This window comes from Pseudomonas sp. GXM4 (genome assembly GCF_008923895.1).
Classification (GTDB): Bacteria; Pseudomonadota; Gammaproteobacteria; order Pseudomonadales; family Pseudomonadaceae; genus Aquipseudomonas; species Aquipseudomonas atacamensis.
Genome location: NZ_WBRZ01000102.1, coordinates 1 through 17,459, shown reverse-complemented (window position 1 = coordinate 17,459; position 17,459 = coordinate 1). Strand labels below are relative to the sequence as shown.

At 61.9% G+C, this 17,459-nt stretch carries 18 protein-coding genes; 8 read left to right on the top strand and 10 right to left on the bottom strand.

Annotated elements, in window-relative coordinates:
- The first annotated feature begins 176 nt into the window (after positions 1-176).
- Positions 177-365: a hypothetical protein gene (locus F8N49_RS14640; protein ID WP_016773646.1), complete on the top strand. Its 189-nt coding sequence runs from the start codon at positions 177-179 to the stop codon at positions 363-365.
- Between the two features lie 68 nt (positions 366-433).
- Here F8N49_RS14640 and F8N49_RS14635 read toward each other — a convergent pair whose 3' ends face one another.
- From F8N49_RS14635 to F8N49_RS14600, 7 genes are all read right to left on the bottom strand, one after another.
- The gene (locus F8N49_RS14635; RefSeq protein ID WP_016773645.1) at positions 434-976 is read right to left on the bottom strand and encodes a DUF2058 domain-containing protein; all 543 of its coding nucleotides are present in this window, start codon (positions 974-976) and stop codon (positions 434-436) included.
- Between the two features lie 26 nt (positions 977-1,002).
- A complete protein-coding gene (gene mazG, locus F8N49_RS14630; protein ID WP_024013963.1) occupies positions 1,003-1,836 on the bottom strand; it encodes a nucleoside triphosphate pyrophosphohydrolase in 834 nt (277 codons plus the stop codon).
- Positions 1,837-1,966: 130 nt separating this feature from the next.
- Complete coding sequence (relA, locus tag F8N49_RS14620) at positions 1,967-4,210, bottom strand: GTP diphosphokinase (RefSeq protein ID WP_041479585.1); 2,244 nt, start codon at positions 4,208-4,210, stop codon at positions 1,967-1,969.
- Between the two features lie 101 nt (positions 4,211-4,311).
- Complete coding sequence (gene rlmD / locus F8N49_RS14615; RefSeq protein WP_071173254.1) at positions 4,312-5,688, bottom strand: 23S rRNA (uracil(1939)-C(5))-methyltransferase RlmD; 1,377 nt, start codon at positions 5,686-5,688, stop codon at positions 4,312-4,314.
- The gene (gene cysM / locus F8N49_RS14610; RefSeq protein ID WP_178116991.1) at positions 5,688-6,590 is read right to left on the bottom strand and encodes a cysteine synthase CysM; all 903 of its coding nucleotides are present in this window, start codon (positions 6,588-6,590) and stop codon (positions 5,688-5,690) included. The genes rlmD and cysM overlap by 1 nt, the downstream gene beginning before the upstream one ends.
- A gap of 207 nt (positions 6,591-6,797) precedes the next feature.
- Entirely contained in the window at positions 6,798-8,222 is a 1,425-nt protein-coding gene (locus F8N49_RS14605) for a sensor histidine kinase (protein ID WP_071173255.1), read from the bottom strand.
- The gene (locus F8N49_RS14600; protein WP_076563844.1) at positions 8,209-8,931 is read right to left on the bottom strand and encodes a response regulator transcription factor; all 723 of its coding nucleotides are present in this window, start codon (positions 8,929-8,931) and stop codon (positions 8,209-8,211) included. The genes F8N49_RS14605 and F8N49_RS14600 overlap by 14 nt, the downstream gene beginning before the upstream one ends.
- A gap of 206 nt (positions 8,932-9,137) precedes the next feature.
- Here F8N49_RS14600 and F8N49_RS14595 point away from each other — a divergent pair, with 206 nt between their 5' ends.
- Both F8N49_RS14595 and F8N49_RS14590 read left to right on the top strand, forming a co-directional pair.
- A complete protein-coding gene (locus F8N49_RS14595) occupies positions 9,138-11,891 on the top strand; it encodes a response regulator (RefSeq protein ID WP_122752293.1) in 2,754 nt (917 codons plus the stop codon).
- Between the two features lie 81 nt (positions 11,892-11,972).
- On the top strand, positions 11,973-12,962 hold the full coding sequence (locus F8N49_RS14590; protein WP_151551814.1) for a 2-hydroxyacid dehydrogenase: 990 nt from the start codon (positions 11,973-11,975) through the stop codon (positions 12,960-12,962).
- 6 nt (positions 12,963-12,968) lie between these two features.
- On the opposite strand, the gene F8N49_RS14585 is transcribed toward F8N49_RS14590, so the two are convergent.
- Positions 12,969-13,427, bottom strand: a complete 459-nt coding sequence (locus F8N49_RS14585; protein WP_122611647.1) for a hypothetical protein — start codon at positions 13,425-13,427, stop codon at positions 12,969-12,971.
- 134 nt (positions 13,428-13,561) lie between these two features.
- On the opposite strand from F8N49_RS14585, the gene F8N49_RS14580 reads away from it, so the two are divergent.
- Both F8N49_RS14580 and F8N49_RS14575 read left to right on the top strand, forming a co-directional pair.
- Complete coding sequence (locus F8N49_RS14580; RefSeq protein WP_016773638.1) at positions 13,562-13,996, top strand: hypothetical protein; 435 nt, start codon at positions 13,562-13,564, stop codon at positions 13,994-13,996.
- Positions 13,996-14,400 (top strand): META domain-containing protein, encoded by a 405-nt coding sequence (locus F8N49_RS14575; protein WP_016773637.1) that lies wholly within the window; start codon positions 13,996-13,998, stop codon positions 14,398-14,400. The genes F8N49_RS14580 and F8N49_RS14575 overlap by 1 nt, the downstream gene beginning before the upstream one ends.
- Before the next feature lie 238 nt (positions 14,401-14,638).
- On the opposite strand, the gene F8N49_RS14570 is transcribed toward F8N49_RS14575, so the two are convergent.
- Complete coding sequence (locus F8N49_RS14570) at positions 14,639-15,106, bottom strand: TlpA disulfide reductase family protein (RefSeq protein WP_056788124.1); 468 nt, start codon at positions 15,104-15,106, stop codon at positions 14,639-14,641.
- A gap of 113 nt (positions 15,107-15,219) precedes the next feature.
- On the opposite strand from F8N49_RS14570, the gene arsC reads away from it, so the two are divergent.
- The 3 genes from arsC to F8N49_RS14555 are packed head-to-tail and all read left to right on the top strand — an operon-like array spanning position 15,220 to position 16,591.
- Positions 15,220-15,573 (top strand): arsenate reductase (glutaredoxin), encoded by a 354-nt coding sequence (gene arsC, locus F8N49_RS14565; protein WP_151551813.1) that lies wholly within the window; start codon positions 15,220-15,222, stop codon positions 15,571-15,573.
- Complete coding sequence (wrbA, locus tag F8N49_RS14560; protein ID WP_151551812.1) at positions 15,570-16,166, top strand: NAD(P)H:quinone oxidoreductase; 597 nt, start codon at positions 15,570-15,572, stop codon at positions 16,164-16,166. The genes arsC and wrbA overlap by 4 nt, the downstream gene beginning before the upstream one ends.
- Complete coding sequence (locus tag F8N49_RS14555; RefSeq protein WP_076563849.1) at positions 16,166-16,591, top strand: DUF2069 domain-containing protein; 426 nt, start codon at positions 16,166-16,168, stop codon at positions 16,589-16,591. Before wrbA ends, F8N49_RS14555 begins: the two co-directional genes overlap by 1 nt.
- A 135-nt stretch (positions 16,592-16,726) precedes the next feature.
- On the opposite strand, the gene F8N49_RS14550 is transcribed toward F8N49_RS14555, so the two are convergent.
- Positions 16,727-17,401: a DNA-3-methyladenine glycosylase I gene (locus tag F8N49_RS14550; RefSeq protein ID WP_151551811.1), complete on the bottom strand. Its 675-nt coding sequence runs from the start codon at positions 17,399-17,401 to the stop codon at positions 16,727-16,729.
- Positions 17,402-17,459 lie beyond the last annotated feature (58 nt).

The window sequence follows — 17,459 nt, the reverse complement described above, 5'->3', positions numbered from 1 at the left end:
GTCATGAAACTTACTACCCTGCGACCGAATGTCGCGGTTTACGCGGCCTCCAGCTTTGTTGCGAAATCCGCAACAACACCTTGCGCCAATTGGCGGTTTACTTAGCTGACTAACAAATCCTATAACAGAGTCCTGCACACGCCTTGGTGCAGTAACTTGAGATCTGGAGCTAGCAGATGACTGTAAAAGTAACTGAACGCGACGATTCACACATGTCCCACGAAGGCCTGGCCGCCGGCATCCGTATCTGGGATGTGCATCAACAAGACTTGCTGGTCGGCATGTTCCACAACGAGATCGATGCGCATAACTACAAGGCTGAACTGGAAGTGCAGGAGCAACAAAGAGAACTGAAGTCCGCCTGAAACAACACAGCATTTGAAAACGACAAACCCCGCCATGAGCGGGGTTCGTCGTTGTTACAGCCTTGGATTTACCACATCAGATCGTCAGGGATCTGGTACGCCGCGTACGGATCGTCCTCGGCGTTGACCTCTTCGGTCTGCACGTTGAGCTGGACGATGCGCTGCGGGTCGCGCTCCTGGATCTTCAGCGCCGCTTCACGGGGAATCACTTCATAGCCGCCGTTGTGGTGCACGATCGCCAGCGAACCGCTGCTGAGCTTGTTGCGCATCAGCGTGTTGACCGAGATGCGCTTGACCTTCTTGTCATCGACGAAGTTGTAGTAGTCCTCGGTGGTCAGCTTGGGCAGACGCGAGACTTCGATCAACTGCTTGACCTGCGCGGCACGGGCCTTGGCCTCGGCTTTTTCCTGCTGCTGACGGTTCAGTTCCTGGTCGCGCTTGACCTTCTCGGCCATGGCTTCCTGGGCGGCGCGCTGCTGCGAATCGTCCAGCTCGGCCTGGCCTTTGTGGGCCAGGCGCTGTTGCTTCTGCTTGTCTTTGCTGACCTGCTTGGCCTGCTTTTGGTTGACCAGGCCTGCTTTGAGCAACTGGTCGCGAAGGGAAAGGCTCATCAATGCTTACTCACTTGGGCAACGGCTCAGCCGCAGCTGGGCTCATTCTTTTCCTGGCGTTTGGCTTCGCCCCACAGGGCGTCCAACTCTTCGAGGGTGCAATCTTCCATGGGACGGTGGGTGTCGCGCAATGCCTGTTCGATAAAACGGAAACGTCTTTCAAACTTGCCATTGGCGCCGCGCAGGGCGGTTTCCGGATCGACCTTCAGATGCCGGGCCAGATTGACCACGGAAAACAGCAAATCGCCGATCTCGTCGGCCACCGCCACAGGATCATTTTCCGACATGGCTTCGAGCACTTCATCGAGCTCTTCGCGCACCTTGTCGAGCACCGGCAAAGCGTCCGGCCAGTCGAAACCGACCTGCCCGGCGCGTTTTTGCAACTTGGCTGAGCGCGACAGTGCCGGCAACGTGGCCGGCACGTCGTCGAGCAAGGACAACTGCTCGGGCGCCGAGGCTTTCTCGGCGCGCTCTTCGGCCTTGATCTCTTCCCAGCGCTGCTTGACCTGCTCTTCGCTCAAGCGCGGCACGTCGAGCGGCGCGTACAGATCGCCCGTCGGGAACACATGCGGATGACGGCGGATCAGTTTGCGCGTGATGCTGTCGATCACCCCGGCAAATTCGAACCGCCCCTCTTCCTTGGCCAACTGGCTGTAATACACCACCTGAAACAACAGATCGCCCAACTCGCCCTGCAAATGGTCGAGATCACCACGTTCGATGGCATCGGCCACTTCATAGGCTTCTTCGAGGGTGTGCGGGACGATGGTCGCGTAGGTTTGCTTGATGTCCCACGGACAACCGAACTGCGGATCGCGCAGGCGGGACATCAGGTGGAGCAGGTCTTCGAGTGAATACATCATTTATCAGGCTCACCACAAAATCCTGTGGGAGCTGGCTTGCCAGCGATTGCATCACCTCGACTCTCCTGAGAGACCGAGTTGTCTGCATCGCTGGCAAGCCAGCTCCCACATGGGATCAGAGTCATCTTCACGGGGTACGGTTACGTCGCGTTTCGATGATGTTCGGCAATTGCGAAATCCGCCCCAGCAACCGCCCCAGCGCATCCAGACCGGGGATCTCGATGGTCAGCGACATCAGCGCGGTGTTGTCTTCCTTGTTCGAGCGGGTGTTGACCGCCAGCACGTTGATGCGCTCGTTGAGCAGCACCTGCGAGACGTCACGCAGCAGCCCGGAACGGTCGTAGGCGCGGATGATGATGTCCACCGGATAGGTGAGCACCGGCACCGGGCCCCAGCTGACCTGGATGATCCGCTCCGGCTCGCGCCCGCCCAGTTGCAGCACCGAGGCGCAGTCCTGGCGGTGAATGCTCACGCCACGGCCCTGAGTGATGTAACCGACAATCGCATCGCCCGGCAGTGGCTGGCAGCAGCCGGCCATCTGCGTCATCAGGTTGCCGACGCCCTGGATCTGGATATCGCCGCGCTTGCCCGGTTTGTAACCGGTGGCCTTGCGCGGGATCAGCTCCAACTGTTCGTTGCCGCGCTCCGGTTCGACCAATTGCTGCGCAAGGTTGACCAGATGCGCCTGACGCAGATCGCCGGCACCGAGGGCGGCGAACATGTCTTCGGCGGTTTTCATGTTGGCCTTTTCAGCCAGCTTGTCGAAATCCACCGCCGGCAGGCCGAGGCGATTGAGTTCGCGCTCGATCAGGGTTTTACCGGCCGCAACGTTCTGATCGCGAGCCTGCAACTTGAACCAGTGAACGATCTTCGCCCGCGCCCGCGAGGTGGTGACGTAACCGAGGTTCGGGTTCAGCCAGTCGCGGCTCGGCGTGCCGTGCTTGCTGGTGATGATCTCGACCTGCTCGCCGGTCTGCAGGCTGTAGTTCAACGGCACGATGCGGCCGTTGATCTTCGCGCCCCGGCAGTTGTGGCCGATTTCGGTGTGTACCCGATAGGCGAAATCCAGCGGCGTCGCGCCTTTCGGCAAGTCGATGGCGTGACCGTCGGGAGTGAAGATGTAAACCCGATCAGGCTCGATATCGACGCGCAACTGTTCGGCCAGACCGCCGATATCACCCAGCTCTTCATGCCATTCGAGGACCTGACGCAGCCAGGAAATCTTCTCTTCGTAATGGTTCGAGCCGGATTTGACGTCGGTGCCCTTGTAGCGCCAGTGCGCGCAGACGCCGAGTTCGGCTTCTTCGTGCATGGAGTGGGTGCGGATCTGCACCTCGAGGACCTTGCCTTCCGGGCCGATCACCGCCGTATGCAGCGAGCGGTAGCCGTTCTCTTTCGGGTTGGCGATGTAGTCGTCGAATTCTTTCGGGATGTGCCGCCACAGAGTGTGGACGATGCCGAGCGCGGTGTAGCAGTCGCGCATTTCCGGCACCAGCACGCGCACCGCGCGAACGTCGTAGATCTGGCTGAATTCCAGCCCCTTGCGCTGCATTTTGCGCCAGATCGAGTAGATGTGTTTCGCCCGGCCGCTGATGTCGGCGTCGACGCCGGTGGCCTGCAGTTCGTCCTTGAGCTGGGTCATCACGTCGCTGATGAAGCGTTCGCGATCCAGCCGCCGCTCGTGGAGCAACTTGGCGATCTGCTTGTATTGATCGGGTTCCAGATAACGGAAGGACAAGTCCTCCAGTTCCCATTTGATATGACCGATGCCGAGGCGATGGGCCAGCGGCGCATAGATGTCGAAGACTTCGCGAGCGACGCGGTTGCGCTTTTCATCGTCGGCGGTTTTCACCGCACGGATGGCGCAGGTGCGTTCGGCCAGTTTGATCAGCGCAACGCGCACGTCATCGACCATCGCCACGAGCATCTTGCGCAGGTTCTCGACCTGCCCTTGGGTGCCCATGACCATCGATTGCCGTGGGCTGAGGCTGGCGCTGATGGCCGCCATGCGCTGCACGCCGTCGATCAGCTTGGCCACCACCGGACCGAAGCGCTGGCCGATGGCCGCCAGCTCGATCTGGCCTTCGCGCACGCCGCGATACAACACGGCGGCGACCAGCGAATCCTGGTCGAGCTTGAGGTCGGCGAGGATCTCGGCGATCTCAAGGCCAGTGCTGAAACTGCCGGAGCCTTCGGCCCACAGATTCTTCTTCGCATTGGACTGCTGTTCGGCCTCGCGAGCGAACTCGCAGGCTTCTTTCAAGGCCTCGCGATCCAGTGCCAGATCGACACTGACCGCGTGATCGAGCCAGGCCTCGAGATTGATACTGCCGTCGGTGTTGATCGGCTGGTGTGCTCTCACCTGTACCATGCTGCTTTACCTTCCCTACGACGCAGATTCAATGCGTCAAATCGCTGATCCTCAGTGTCCGTTCGCGCTCGCGGGGCTCAGGCGAGCGCTGCGCGGACAGATCAGACGGATTCAGACGAGCCGTCCTGGCTCGCTTCAAATAACGCCATGGCCTCGACATGTGCCGTCTGAGGAAACATATCGAGAATCCCGGCACGTTTTAACCGGTAGCCCTGCTTGATCAATTCCTGCGTGTCGCGCGCCAGCGTGGCCGGGTTGCACGACACATATACCAACCGCTTGGCACCCAGGGTCGCGAGCTTGCGCACCACCTCGAAAGCACCATCACGCGGTGGGTCCAAGAGTACCGCAGAAAAGCCGTTTCCGATCCACTGGGCATCGGTCAAAGGCTGGGATAAATCGGCTTGAAAAAACTTTGTGTTATGCAAATTGTTACTGACGGCGTTGGCAGCGGCGCGCTCGACCATGGTCTGCACGCCCTCCACCGCCACCACTTCACGCACGCTTTTAGCCAGCGGCAGAGCAAAATTGCCCAGACCGCAAAACAGGTCGAGCACGCGCTCGTCAGCCTTCGGCTGCAGCCACTCCAGCGCCTGAGCGATCATCGCTTCGTTGACCCCGGCGTTGACCTGAACGAAGTCACCCGGCCGGTACGCCAGCTCGAGATCCCACTGTTCCAGGCGATAGCCGAGGCTCTGACCGGCTTCGACCGGTTGCGGTTCACCTTCGCCATGCAGCCACAACTGCGCTTCATGGAACTGGCAGAAATCCTTGAGAATGGTCAGATCCGCTTCGGACAACGGCGCCATGTGCCGCAGCAATACCGCCAGAGATGAGCCACTGAACAACTCGACATGGCCTAGCGCCTGCGGTTTGCTCAAACGACGGAGCATCTCCGGCAAGCGGGTCATGATCGGCTGCAAGGGCTGTACCAGCACCGGGCATTCGCTGATCGCGACGATGTCCTGACTGCCGGCAGCGCGGAAACCCACTTCGAGTTTTTTTGCCTTCATGTCCCAGCGCACGGCGATGCGCGCGCGCCGACGGTAACCGAATTCCGGGCCGGTCAGCGGCGCCGCCCATTCTTCAGGTTCGACACCGGCCACCCGCGACAATTGCTCGGCAAGCATGCGCTGTTTCAGGGCGAGCTGTTCGTCGTGGGGCAAGTGCTGAACGCTGCAACCGCCACAGCGGCCGAAGTGTGGGCATGCTGCCGGGCGCCGCAACTCGCTGGCCTTGAACACGCGTTCGGTGCGCGCCTCGACCACTTTGCCGTGGGCGCCGAGCACCCGCGCTTCGACCTCTTCACCGGCAAGGGCGCCGAGGACGAACCAGGTTTTGCCTTCGAAAAACGCGATACCGCGACCGTCATTGGCCAGGCGCTCGATGTTCAAGCGCTGCTTTTTGCCGGTCGGGATCTGTGGCGCCTTGCTGCCGCCGGTGGGCTGGAAGCGCAGGCCTCTCTCGTGTTTGGCCATCAGTTCGACGCGTCGAAAATGCCGGTCGACAGGTAACGGTCGCCACGGTCGCAGATGATCGCGACGATCACCGCGTTTTCAACTTCTTTGGACAAGCGCAGCATCGCTGCCACCGCACCGCCGGAGGACACGCCGCAGAAGATGCCTTCTTCGCGGGCCAGACGCCGGGTAACGTCTTCGGCTTCGCTTTGCGCCATGTCGACGATACGGTCGACGCGGTCGGCCTGGTAAATCTTCGGCAGGTATTCCTGCGGCCAGCGGCGGATGCCGGGAATGGCCGAGCCTTCCATCGGTTGCAGGCCGACGATCTGTACGCTGTCGCTCTGCTCTTTGAGGTAGCGCGACACGCCCATGATGGTGCCGGTGGTGCCCATCGAACTGACGAAATGGGTGATGCTGCCCTGGGTCTGACGCCAGATTTCCGGGCCGGTGGTGGTGTAGTGCGCTTCCGGGTTGTCGCCATTGGCGAACTGGTCGAGCACCTTGCCACGGCCTTCGGCTTCCATACGCTGGGCCAGATCGCGGGCGCCTTCCATGCCCTCTTCCTGAGTTACCAGAATCAGCTCGGCGCCATACGCGGTCATCGCCGCTTTACGCTCGGCGCTGGAGTTGTCCGGCATGATCAGGATCATCTTGTAACCCTTGATCGCAGCGGCCATCGCCAGCGCGATGCCGGTGTTGCCGGAGGTCGCCTCGATCAGCGTATCGCCGGGATTGATCTGCCCGCGCAACTCGGCGCGAGTGATCATCGACAACGCCGGGCGGTCCTTGACCGAACCCGCCGGGTTGTTCCCTTCGAGCTTGAGCAAAAGGGTGTTGCTGGTGGCGCCGGGCAAGCGCTGCAAACGCACCAGCGGCGTGTTGCCGACGCAATCGGCGATAGTTGGGTACTGCAAGGTCATGGCGTATTCGCAATCCAGACGTGCGGGGGCGCCTATCATACCGGCAAACCCGCGCAGGCCATATCACGCAAAGTGCGGTGCTTATGGTTTATGGGAATAAGGCACAAAAGTCTCACCAGTGGTGAGACATTTAAGTTCGCCAGACTTCATCTGCAGCGATGCGGATGGCCTCATCGCTGGCAAGCCAGCTCCCACAGAGACCGAGTCTCACACGATTTGTGTTTGGCAGAAACTCCCTGTGGGAGCTGGCTTGCCAGCGATAGCGTCAGTCGGCGCAACACCATCATCCGCCAGCAAGCGCAAATTCAACCGCAGCCCCGCCCCGGTGTTTTCCGCCCAGAGCAACCCGCCCTGGCGCTGCACCGCATTACGCGCAATGCTCAAACCCAAACCAAAGCCACCATCCCCGGGTCTCGATCCGTCCAATCGAATGAACGGCGAAAAGATCCGCTGCAGATCTTCGTCAGCCACGCCGCCGCCCTGATCCTCCAGCCACAAATGCCAATACTCGCCATCGCGCCGTGCATCGAGACGCACAATCCCGCCCTCGGGCGAGTGACGAATGGCGTTGCGCAGGATGTTTTCCAGCGCCTGCGCCAAGGTATTGAGGTTGCCGCGCACCCAGCACGATGCCTCGACCGAGCATTGCAATTGCAGGCTCGGCCAGCCGCTTTCATAACAGGCGTTGTCGGTGAGCATTTCCCACAGTGCCTGAATCTGGATCGCTTCATCCGGCAACGGCGAGCGGTCGGTGTCGAGCCAGGCCAGTTGCAGGGTGTCTTCGACCAGCCGCTGCATGCCGTCGACTTCGCGGCCGATGCGCTCGCGCAATTGCGGCAAGCCCTGTTCGCTTTCGCTGGCCACACGCAGACGGCTCAGCGGCGTGCGCAGTTCGTGGGACAAGTCGCGCAATAACTGCTGCTGCAAGGCGACCGTGCTTTGCAAGCGCTCGGACATGGAATCGAAGGCCCGCGCCAGCTCACCGAGTTCATCCGGGCGCTGGGTGATGCCGCTCGACAGGCGCACGCTCAACTGATCAGCGCGCCAGGCGTTGGCCTGTTCGCGCAGGTTGTTCAGCGGCACCACCAGCAGGCGATACAGGCCGACACAGAGCAACAGGGTGAACAGCCCGGGAATCACGCCGTTGGTGATCACCCGCCAGAACACCCGGTACTTGCCCGGAACAAAGCGCTCGGGCAGCTCGATGACGAGGATGCCGGCGGCCGGATCCTGAGGGAACGGCACCCGCAGCCAAGGTCGGCCCTTCTTGTGGATCGGCCAGTCGAGGCCGCGCAAAAAGGTCAGGTGCTGCACCTCTGCCGCGTTCAACGGCTGGCTGCTCAGCGACTGCAAATCAGCGCCGATCACGCCGACCCAACTGGCCTCGCGCAATTCCATGCTCTGCAACCAGTCATCGACGCCATTGCGCCCGCCGCGCTGCCACGCCTGTTCGGCTTGCGCGGCATAACGGCTGAGGGTGCTGCGCGCGTCACTGGAGAGAAACTGATTGCGCTCCTCCATGTAGCGGCCCCACGACCAGCTCAGCCAGATCATCAGCAGACAGAACGCCACCAGCAGGCACGCCAGTTTCCAGAACAGCGAATGCCGCCCCGGCAGTTCAGACAGTTTCATCGGCGCCGCTCAAGACGTAGCCCTTGCCCCACACCGTGCGCACTTCGCGCTCGGTGTAACCGATGGCTTTGAGTTTGCGACGGATCTGGCTGATGTGCATGTCGAGGCTGCGGTCGTGCGCCGCAAAGCCGCGTTGCAGGACGTGCTGATAAAGGAAGGCCTTGCTCAGCACTTCCTCGTTGTTGCGGTGCAGGGTTTCCAGCAGACGGAATTCGCTGCGGGTCAGCCCGGCCGCTTGCTCGCGGAAAAACACATCGCACTGTTCGTCATCGAAACGCAGGGCGCCGCTGACCACCGCAGCGGTAACCGCAGGCGGGCGCCGATCCAAGGCCACGCGGCGCAGGATCGCTTCGATGCGCACATGCAACTCGGCCATGCTGAACGGCTTGGGCAGATAGTCATCGGCACCGAGGCGGAAACCGCTGATGCGATCGGCCTCGGCACCCAGCGCCGACATCAGCAACACCGGCGTCGAATGGCTCTGCCGCAATTGCGTCAACAACTGCAGACCATCGAGCCCCGGCAGCAGAATATCCATCAGCACCACGTCGAAAGGCTGGCGCTGGGCGATGTTCAGACCTTCCTGGCCGTTCTGGCACCAGGTCACCTGAAAACCGCTGCGGCCCAGATGCTCGTGCACATACGCGCCGAGGACGGGGTCGTCTTCAATGGAAAGGATGCGTGGCTGGCCAACGGAAACAGGAGTCATGAGTATCTGCAAGTAATTCTCAGTTGGCGGATTATTCAAGATTGTCCGACAGCGGGCAACACAAGCTTGGCCTGTCGGACGAACGAGTGCGTCGGCGGCGCTGCATTTTCCGCAAGATTGCCCGCCTGCAAATCGCTACACTGCGCCCATGTCGCGTGCCGGATGCACGCATGTGTCAACAGATCAGCGGGATGCGGGAGATAGGCGTGCTCAAGAAACTGGGAATCAAAGGTCGCGTGCTGTTGCTGACCTTGTTGCCGACCAGCCTGATGGCGCTGGTGCTGGGTGGCTATTTCACCTGGACGCAGCAGACCGACCTGCACAGCCAATTGATGCAGCGCGGCGAAATGATCGCCGAGCAACTGGCGCCACTGGTGGCGCCAGCGATGGGCCACGGCGACGCCGATCTGCTTGAACGCATCGCCACCCAGTCCCTTGAACAACCCGACGTGCGCGCGGTGACTTTCCTCGCGGCGGATCGCTCGCCACTGGCCCACGCCGGCCCGACCATGCTCAATCAAGCGCCAAGCGGCGACAGCGCGCTGCTGCAACGACGCAGCGGCAATGACGCGACGCGCTACCTGATGCCGGTGTTCGGCAAGCATCGCAACCTCGCCGGCGAAATCATTCCCGAAGAATCCGAACGCCTGCTCGGCTGGGTCGAGCTGGAGCTGTCGCACAACGGCATGTTGCTGCGCGGCTATCGCAGCCTGTTCGCCAGCCTGCTGCTGATCGCCGCCGGACTTGCCGGCGCCGCCCTCCTCGCGTTGCGCATGGGCCGCACCATCAATCGTCCGCTGAGCCAGATCAAACAGGCTGTCGCGCAGCTCAAGGACGGTCATCTGGAAACCCGCTTGCCGCCGCTCGGCAGTCAGGAGCTGGACGAACTGGCCTCGGGCATCAACCGCATGGCCGGCACCCTGCAGAACGCTCGTGAAGAATTGCAGCACAGCGTCGATCAGGCCACCGAGGACGTGCGGCAGAACCTGGAAACCATCGAGATCCAGAACATCGAGCTGGACCTGGCGCGCAAAGAAGCGCTGGAAGCCAGCCGGATCAAATCCGAATTCCTCGCCAACATGAGCCACGAGATCCGCACGCCGCTCAACGGCATTCTCGGCTTTACCCACCTGTTGCAGAAAAGCGAACTGACCCCGCGCCAGCTCGACTATCTGGGCACCATCGAAAAGTCTGCCGACAGCCTGTTGGGAATCATCAACGAGATTCTCGACTTCTCGAAAATCGAGGCCGGCAAACTGGTACTCGATCACATTCCGTTCAACCTGCGCGACCTGTTGCAGGACACCCTGACCATCCTCGCCCCGGCGGCGCACGCCAAGCAGCTTGAGCTGGTCAGCCTGGTCTATCGCGATACACCGCTGTCGCTGGTCGGCGATCCGCTGCGCCTGAAGCAGATCCTCACCAACCTGGTCAGCAACGCGATCAAGTTCACCCGTGAAGGCACCATCGTCGCCCGGGCGATGCTCGAAGACGAACACGAAGACAGCGTGCAACTGCGCATCAGCATTCAGGACACCGGCATCGGTCTGTCGAGTCAGGATGTCCGCGCGCTGTTCCAGGCTTTCAGTCAGGCCGACAATTCGCTGTCGCGCCAACCCGGCGGCACCGGGCTGGGGCTGGTGATTTCCAAGCGCCTGATCGAGCAGATGGGCGGCGAGATCGGCGTCGACAGCACGCCGGGCGAAGGTTCGGAATTCTGGATCAGCCTGAGCCTGCCCAAAACCCGCGACGATGCCGAAGACCTGCCCGCCGCGCCGCTGCTCGGGCGCCGCGTGGCGGTGCTGGAAAATCACGAACTGGCGCGTCAGGCCTTGCAACATCAACTGGAAGACTGCGGACTGCAAGTTACGCCGTTCAATACTCTGGAGAGCCTGAGCAATGGCGTCACCGGCGCGCATCAGACCGATCAGGCGATCGATCTGGCAGTGATCGGCATCACCAGCAACGACATGCTCCCGGAACGCTTGAACCAGCACATCTGGGACCTTGAACATCTGGGCTGCAAAGTGCTGGTGCTGTGCCCGACCACCGAACAGACGCTGTTTCATCTGTCGGTGCCCAACCCGCACAGCCAGCTCCAAGCCAAACCGGCGTGTACGCGCAAATTGCGCCGGGCCTTGTCCGATCTGGTCAATCCGCGCCAGACCCGCAGCGAACCGGGCGAGCCGCTATCCAGCCGTGCGCCGCGCGTGCTGTGTGTCGACGACAACCCGGCGAATCTGTTGCTGGTGCAGACCCTGCTCGAAGACATGGGCGCCCGCGTGCTCGCGGTCGAAAGCGGTTACGCGGCCGTCAAAGCGGTGCAGAGCGAATCTTTCGATCTGGTGTTGATGGACGTGCAGATGCCAGGCATGGATGGCCGCCAGACCACTGAAACCATTCGCCAGTGGGAAAGCGAGCGGCATTGCACGCCGCTGCCGATCGTCGCCCTCACCGCCCACGCCATGGCCAACGAAAAACGCGCGCTGCTGCAAAGCGGCATGGACGACTACCTGACCAAACCGATCAGCGAGCGGCAACTGGCGCAGGTGGTGTTGAAATGGACCGGGCTGGCCCTGCGCAATCAGGCACCTGAGCGCAACGGCGACAGCGCGGCGAGTCAGCAGGAACTGCCGGTGCTCGATCACGAAGAAGGCTTGCGTCTGGCGGCGGGCAAGGCGGATCTGGCGGCGGACATGCTCGCTATGCTGCTGGCCTCGCTGGAAGCCGACCGCGAAGCGATACGCGCCGCGCGTGACAGCCACGACCAGAATGCCCTGCTCGAACGCGTGCACCGCTTGCACGGCGCGACCCGTTATTGCGGCGTGCCGCAACTGCGCGCCGCCTGCCAGCGCAGCGAAACCCTGCTCAAGCAGGACGATCCGAAAGCCGCCGCCGCACTGGATGAACTGGAGCGCTCGATCAATCGACTCGCGGCGCAGGCGCGCATCAGCGCCTGATCCACGGCAAGGCACGGCGCGCGCAAAGCGCTACAGTTGTCGCGGGCCATTGCGGCCCGCGTCGATGTTCCAGGAGGATTCATGCGCACGATCATTTTCAGCAGCCAGACCTACGACCGCGACAGCTTCCTCGCCGCCGACTGCCCGGCCGGGCTTGAACTGCATTTTCAAGCGGCGCGGCTCAGCCTCGATACGGCGGCGCTGGCCGAGCAACACGAAGTGGTCTGCGCGTTCATCAATGACGACCTCAGCACCCCGGTGCTCGAGCGCCTCGCTGCCGGTGGCACGCGGCTGATTGCCCTGCGTTCGGCGGGTTACAACCATGTCGACCTGCCGGCGGCGAAACGCCTCGGCCTGGCCGTGGTTCGTGTGCCCGCCTACTCGCCGCACGCCGTGGCCGAACATGCGGTGGCGCTGATCCTCGCCCTCAATCGTCGTTTGCATCGCGCCTACAACCGCACCCGCGAAGGCGATTTCAGCCTGCATGGCCTGACCGGTTTCGATCTGGTCGGCAAGACCGTCGGCATCGTCGGCACCGGGCAGATTGGTGCGACCTTCGCGAAAATCATGCACGGCTTCGGCTGTGAATTGCTGGCCTACGATCCGTATCCCAATCCCGAGGTGCAGGCGTTGGGCGCACGTTATCTGAGCCTGCCGGAGTTGCTCGCGCAGTCGCGGATCATCAGCCTGCATTGCCCGCTCAACGAGCAGAGCAAGCACCTGATCAATCGCGATTCACTGGCGCACATGCAGGCGGGGGCGATGCTGATCAACACCGGGCGTGGCGGGCTGGTTGACACGCCAGCGCTGATCGACGCGCTGAAGGACGGCCAACTCGGTTATCTGGGGCTGGATGTTTACGAGGAAGAGGCGCAGCTGTTTTTCGAGGATCGCTCCGACCTGCCGTTGCAGGACGATGTGTTGGCGCGTCTGCTGACGTTTCCCAACGTTATCATCACCGCGCATCAGGCGTTTCTGACCCGCGAGGCGCTGGGCGCGATTGCCGCGACCACCCTGCACAACATCGCGACCTGGGCGGCGGGTACGCCGCAGAACCAGGTCGAGGGTTGAACGGTTTTACTTGGACAGCGAAGACGCCAGGATCAGCAAGCCCAGCCAGCCAAAACCGAGCAGGCGCTGCTTGCTCGAATGGCCGTTGCGCAGCAGGAACCAGACGAAAAACGCCGGCAACAGAAACACCATGATTTTCAGCCAGCCTTCCACCGGGCGACTGCCATCGGCGTTGAGCGGTTGTTGTTCCTGGCGGGCCTGTTCCGCAGCCTGCTGACGACGTCGGCGCCCCGCCGCTGCCGGCATCACTTTGGGTAAAGGCTCGGACACTGGCGGCGCAACCGCCTCGGGCACTGCGTTGTTGCGTGGCAGGCTGCCGAAGGAAATCGTCGAGGCTTGCACCGGTGCCGCCGTCGATTGCGCCTGCATGGCGGCATGTTCGGCCATCGGCGCGCCGCAGTGAATGCACACCAGCGCTTCGGAACTGATGCTCCGCTTGCATTCATAACATTCGATCAGCGCCATGTTCCGTTCCTTCAGATTCGGGAGCCGGCAGTTTGCCATGACTGTCGGCGCATTTGAACCGGATCGAAGGTCGCACGCGTGCATCATTCTGCAATCGAGCCCGTGCTAGCATGTCGCGCATATTTGGAGGACCCATGGTCGAACACGATTTCCGCTACACCCTGATGAACCCGCAACACACCCTCACCGAATGCCGCGCCCTGGTTCCAGGCCGCTATCAGGTGACCGGCAACGGTGGCTCGATCCGTATCGGCGATGCCCTGTTGGTCACGCTCAAAGGCAGCAAGGATTTGTCCATGCGCCTGACCGTCGACACGGTGCGCCACCTGATCAATCCGCCAGGCCAATGGACCGCGATGACCACAGGCCCGGTGTTCGGCGAACTGGCCATTCACACCTGGCAGGTCAACTGCGACAGCTGCGCGAAAGAGCTGAGCTTCGAATTCGCCGTGGATGCCAAACTCGGCAAGTCCGCCGAAAAACCCGCCGCCACCGCGCGCATCGCCGAGCTGGGCTGGAAAGCCGTCGGCGACAAGCACCTGTGCCCGAAATGCCAGGAGCCTGCGTGATGAAACGCCTCGCCCTGACCGCACTGATCGGTGTCGGCCTGGTCGGTTGCGCCGCAGAGCCGGTGCAACTGCAGCACAACCGCAGCTACATTCTGGAATGGATCGGCGAGCGGCCACTGATGGATTACAGCCATCTGACCGTGACCCTTGGCGATGACGGCCGCGCCTACGGCAACGGCGGCTGCAATCATTGGTTCGCGCCTTACACGCAGGACGGCGACAAGCTGAGCTTCGGCAAGATCGGCAAGACCCGCAAGCTCTGCGCCCCGGCGTTGATGGAGCAGGAACAACGCTTCTTGCAGGCGCTGGAAAAAGTCGAGCGCTGGGACATTTCGCCGATCGAGCAGATACGCTTCTGGCCTGCTCAGGGCAAACCGTTGCGCTGGTGGCTGGAAGAGGGTTGATCCGCCCTGGATCGCCAAGGCCCTCACCCTAGCCCTCTCCCAGAGGGAGAGGGGACTGATTGGGGGATATTGAAGAGTTATGTCGACGTGGTAATTCTTCGCCGAATCCATAATCGACTGGATCCTGTCTGACGGGACCATACTCAACTCGGTGTCTCAGGTCGATGTACGACGAAAGACACCTCGGTCGGCCCCCTCTCCCCCCGGGAGAGGGCTGGGGTGAGGGGCTTCTGGCGGTTTACTTCGTAGCCTGCAACGCCTCCAGCTTCGCCATTACCCCCGCCGCCGTCTGCTCACCGAGCAACTGCTCACGCACCTTGCCCTTGTCATCAATGATGAACGTCACCGGCAGCGCCTCACTGCGCGGCAGGTCGAACAGCTCGGCCGGATCCTGCGCGAGCACGGTGAACTTGATGCCGAGCTTTTCACTCGCCTCTTTCAATTCCGCGCCCTGCACATTGTCGAAGTTGACCCCGAACACCCCGACATTCTTGCTCTTGAGCTCATCAGCCAAATGATTCAGCTCGGGAATTTCCGTGCGGCACGGGCCACACCATTCGGCCCAGTAGTTAAGCACCACCCATTGTTTGTCCAGACGTTCGGACGCTACCTTCTGGCCGTTCTGATCGATGCCGTAGTCATTGCCGCAGCCCCCCAGCATCAACGCCCCGATTATCGTCAATGCCGCTGCCAATCGCCGTGTCATGTCGTGTTCCTTGTGAAAATTCGAAAGCGCCTGCGACCCATCGCCTCTGACGGTTCTGGATTGCGCGCCGCACAGTTAGAATAGCCGCCACTTTACGCCAGAAGCGACCCGCCATGACCGATCTGACGCTTTATCACAATCCGCGCTGCTCGAAATCCCGCGGCGCGCTGGAACTGCTCGAAACCCGCGGCTTGACTCCGACTGTCGTGCGCTACCTGGAAACGCCGCTCAGCGCCACGCAGATCAAGGCCCTGCTCGGCAAGCTCGGGATCAGCGCGCGGCAGCTGCTGCGCAGCGGTGAAGAGGAATACAAAACCCTGAACCTGGCCGACGCCAGCCTCAGCGAGCAGCAATTGATCGACGCCATCGCCGCACACCCGAAACTCATGGAGCGGCCGATTCTGGAAGTCGGCGACAAGGCCGTCATCGGTCGCCCACCGGAAAACGTGCTGGAGTTGTTGCCATGAGCACGCCGTACATTCTGGTTCTCTATTACAGCCGCAACGGTTCGACCAACGAGATGGCCCGGCAGATCGCCCGTGGCATCGAGCAGGCCGGAATGGAAGCGCGTCTGCGTACGGTGCCGGCGATTTCCACCGAGTGCGAAGCGGTGACGGCGGAGATTCCCGCTGAAGGCGCGCTCTACGCCAGCCTCGATGATCTGAAGAACTGCGCCGGCCTCGCCTTGGGCAGTCCGACGCGTTTCGGCAACATGGCCGCGCCGCTCAAGTACTTCCTGGACGGCACCAGCAACCTCTGGCTCACTGGCGCGCTGGTCGGCAAACCGGCCGGCGTGTTCACCTCCACCGCCAGCCTGCACGGCGGTCAGGAAACCACGCTGTTGTCGATGATGTTGCCGCTGTTGCATCACGGCATGTTGATCACCGGCCTGCCCTACAGTGAATCGGCCTTGCTCGAAACCGAAGGTGGCGGCACGCCGTACGGGGCCAGCCATCACGCCGGTGCCGACGGCAAGAACGGTCTCGATCAGCACGAAGTGGCGCTGTGTCGCGCACTCGGTCTGCGCCTGGCGAAAACCGCGCAGAAACTGGTGGGCTGATGGCGAAGAAGCCGAAAGTCCTGCCCTCGATAGAGTGGCTTGAGCCACGGGTCAAGGCGATGCGCGTGCTCAGCCTGCTGAGCTTTTTCGCCCTCGCCGGCTTGCTCGCTGTTTATTACCTGGTGTTCGCCGACCTGCATGGCGCGCGGCCGTGGGTGATTCTGCTGGTCGAGCTGATCCCGTGGCTGGTGCTCGCCCCGGCGATGATCATGGGCAGCGCCCGTGGCCATTCATGGATGTGTTTTGTGGTGAACCTGTATTTCATCAAAGGCGCCCTGGCGGCGTACGACCCCAACCGGCAGCTGTTCGGCCTGCTGGAAATGGCCGCGAGCCTGGCGGTGTTCTGCTCGGCCCTGTTGTATGTGCGCTGGCGCTATCAGTTGAATCGCAAATTGGCGGGTGAAGGCGAGATCAGCGTCGCCTGACCAACCGCCATCAGTCGCTACACCGATCGTTCCCACGCTCTGCGTGGGAATGCATCCAGAGACGCTCTGCGTCTCAGGGACGCAGAGCGTCCCGGGCGGCGTTCCCACGCGGAGCATGGGAACGATCGGATTGACTCAATGGTTGACGGTATAGGCGAGCATCATCGAAATCTGGCTCATCGGCCGTCCGCCGCTCTGTTCGTGCCACTGGTTGAACGCGTTCTGCACCGTCGCCAGATCACGCTGGCTGGTCGGCACTTTGTCGACGATCTTCTGCGCATTCAGCGCCGCGACCACGTCGTAGCTCGGCACGAACGTGTCCTTGCCGACCATGCGCAAAAAGCGCGGCGCCGACAGCCCGCCGAGTTGGTTACCGTGCTTTTTCAGGTAGGTCCACAGACCGACGATATCGGTCACCGGCCAGTCGGCGATCAGCGCGCCGAAGCTGCCCTTGTCCTTTTCCACATCGAGAATGAACTGCGCATTGCGCGGCACGCTTTTCAGTTTGCCCAGATGGCGGATGATCCGCGCGTCCTGCATCAGGCGCTCAAGGTGTTCGGCGCTCATCAGCACGACTTTTTCCGGATCGAACTTGAAGAACACTTCTTCGAACGCCGGCCACTTGGCGTCGACCAGGCTGTGCTTGAGCCCGGCGCGAAAAACCCGCAGGGCCATGGTCGAGAGGTAGCGGTCGTCGCGGATTTTGCGCAGTTGTGCGGGGGTCTTGGGAACGGGCAGATGGGCTTCCAGTTCAGCCGCCGAACCGAAACGGTTCAGACAGTATTCGTGCAGCCACTTGTAATCGCGCATGCCCTCTCCTGAGGTTTGGAAATGAATAACCCATGCAGAAGCTGGCTGTGGCGAGGGG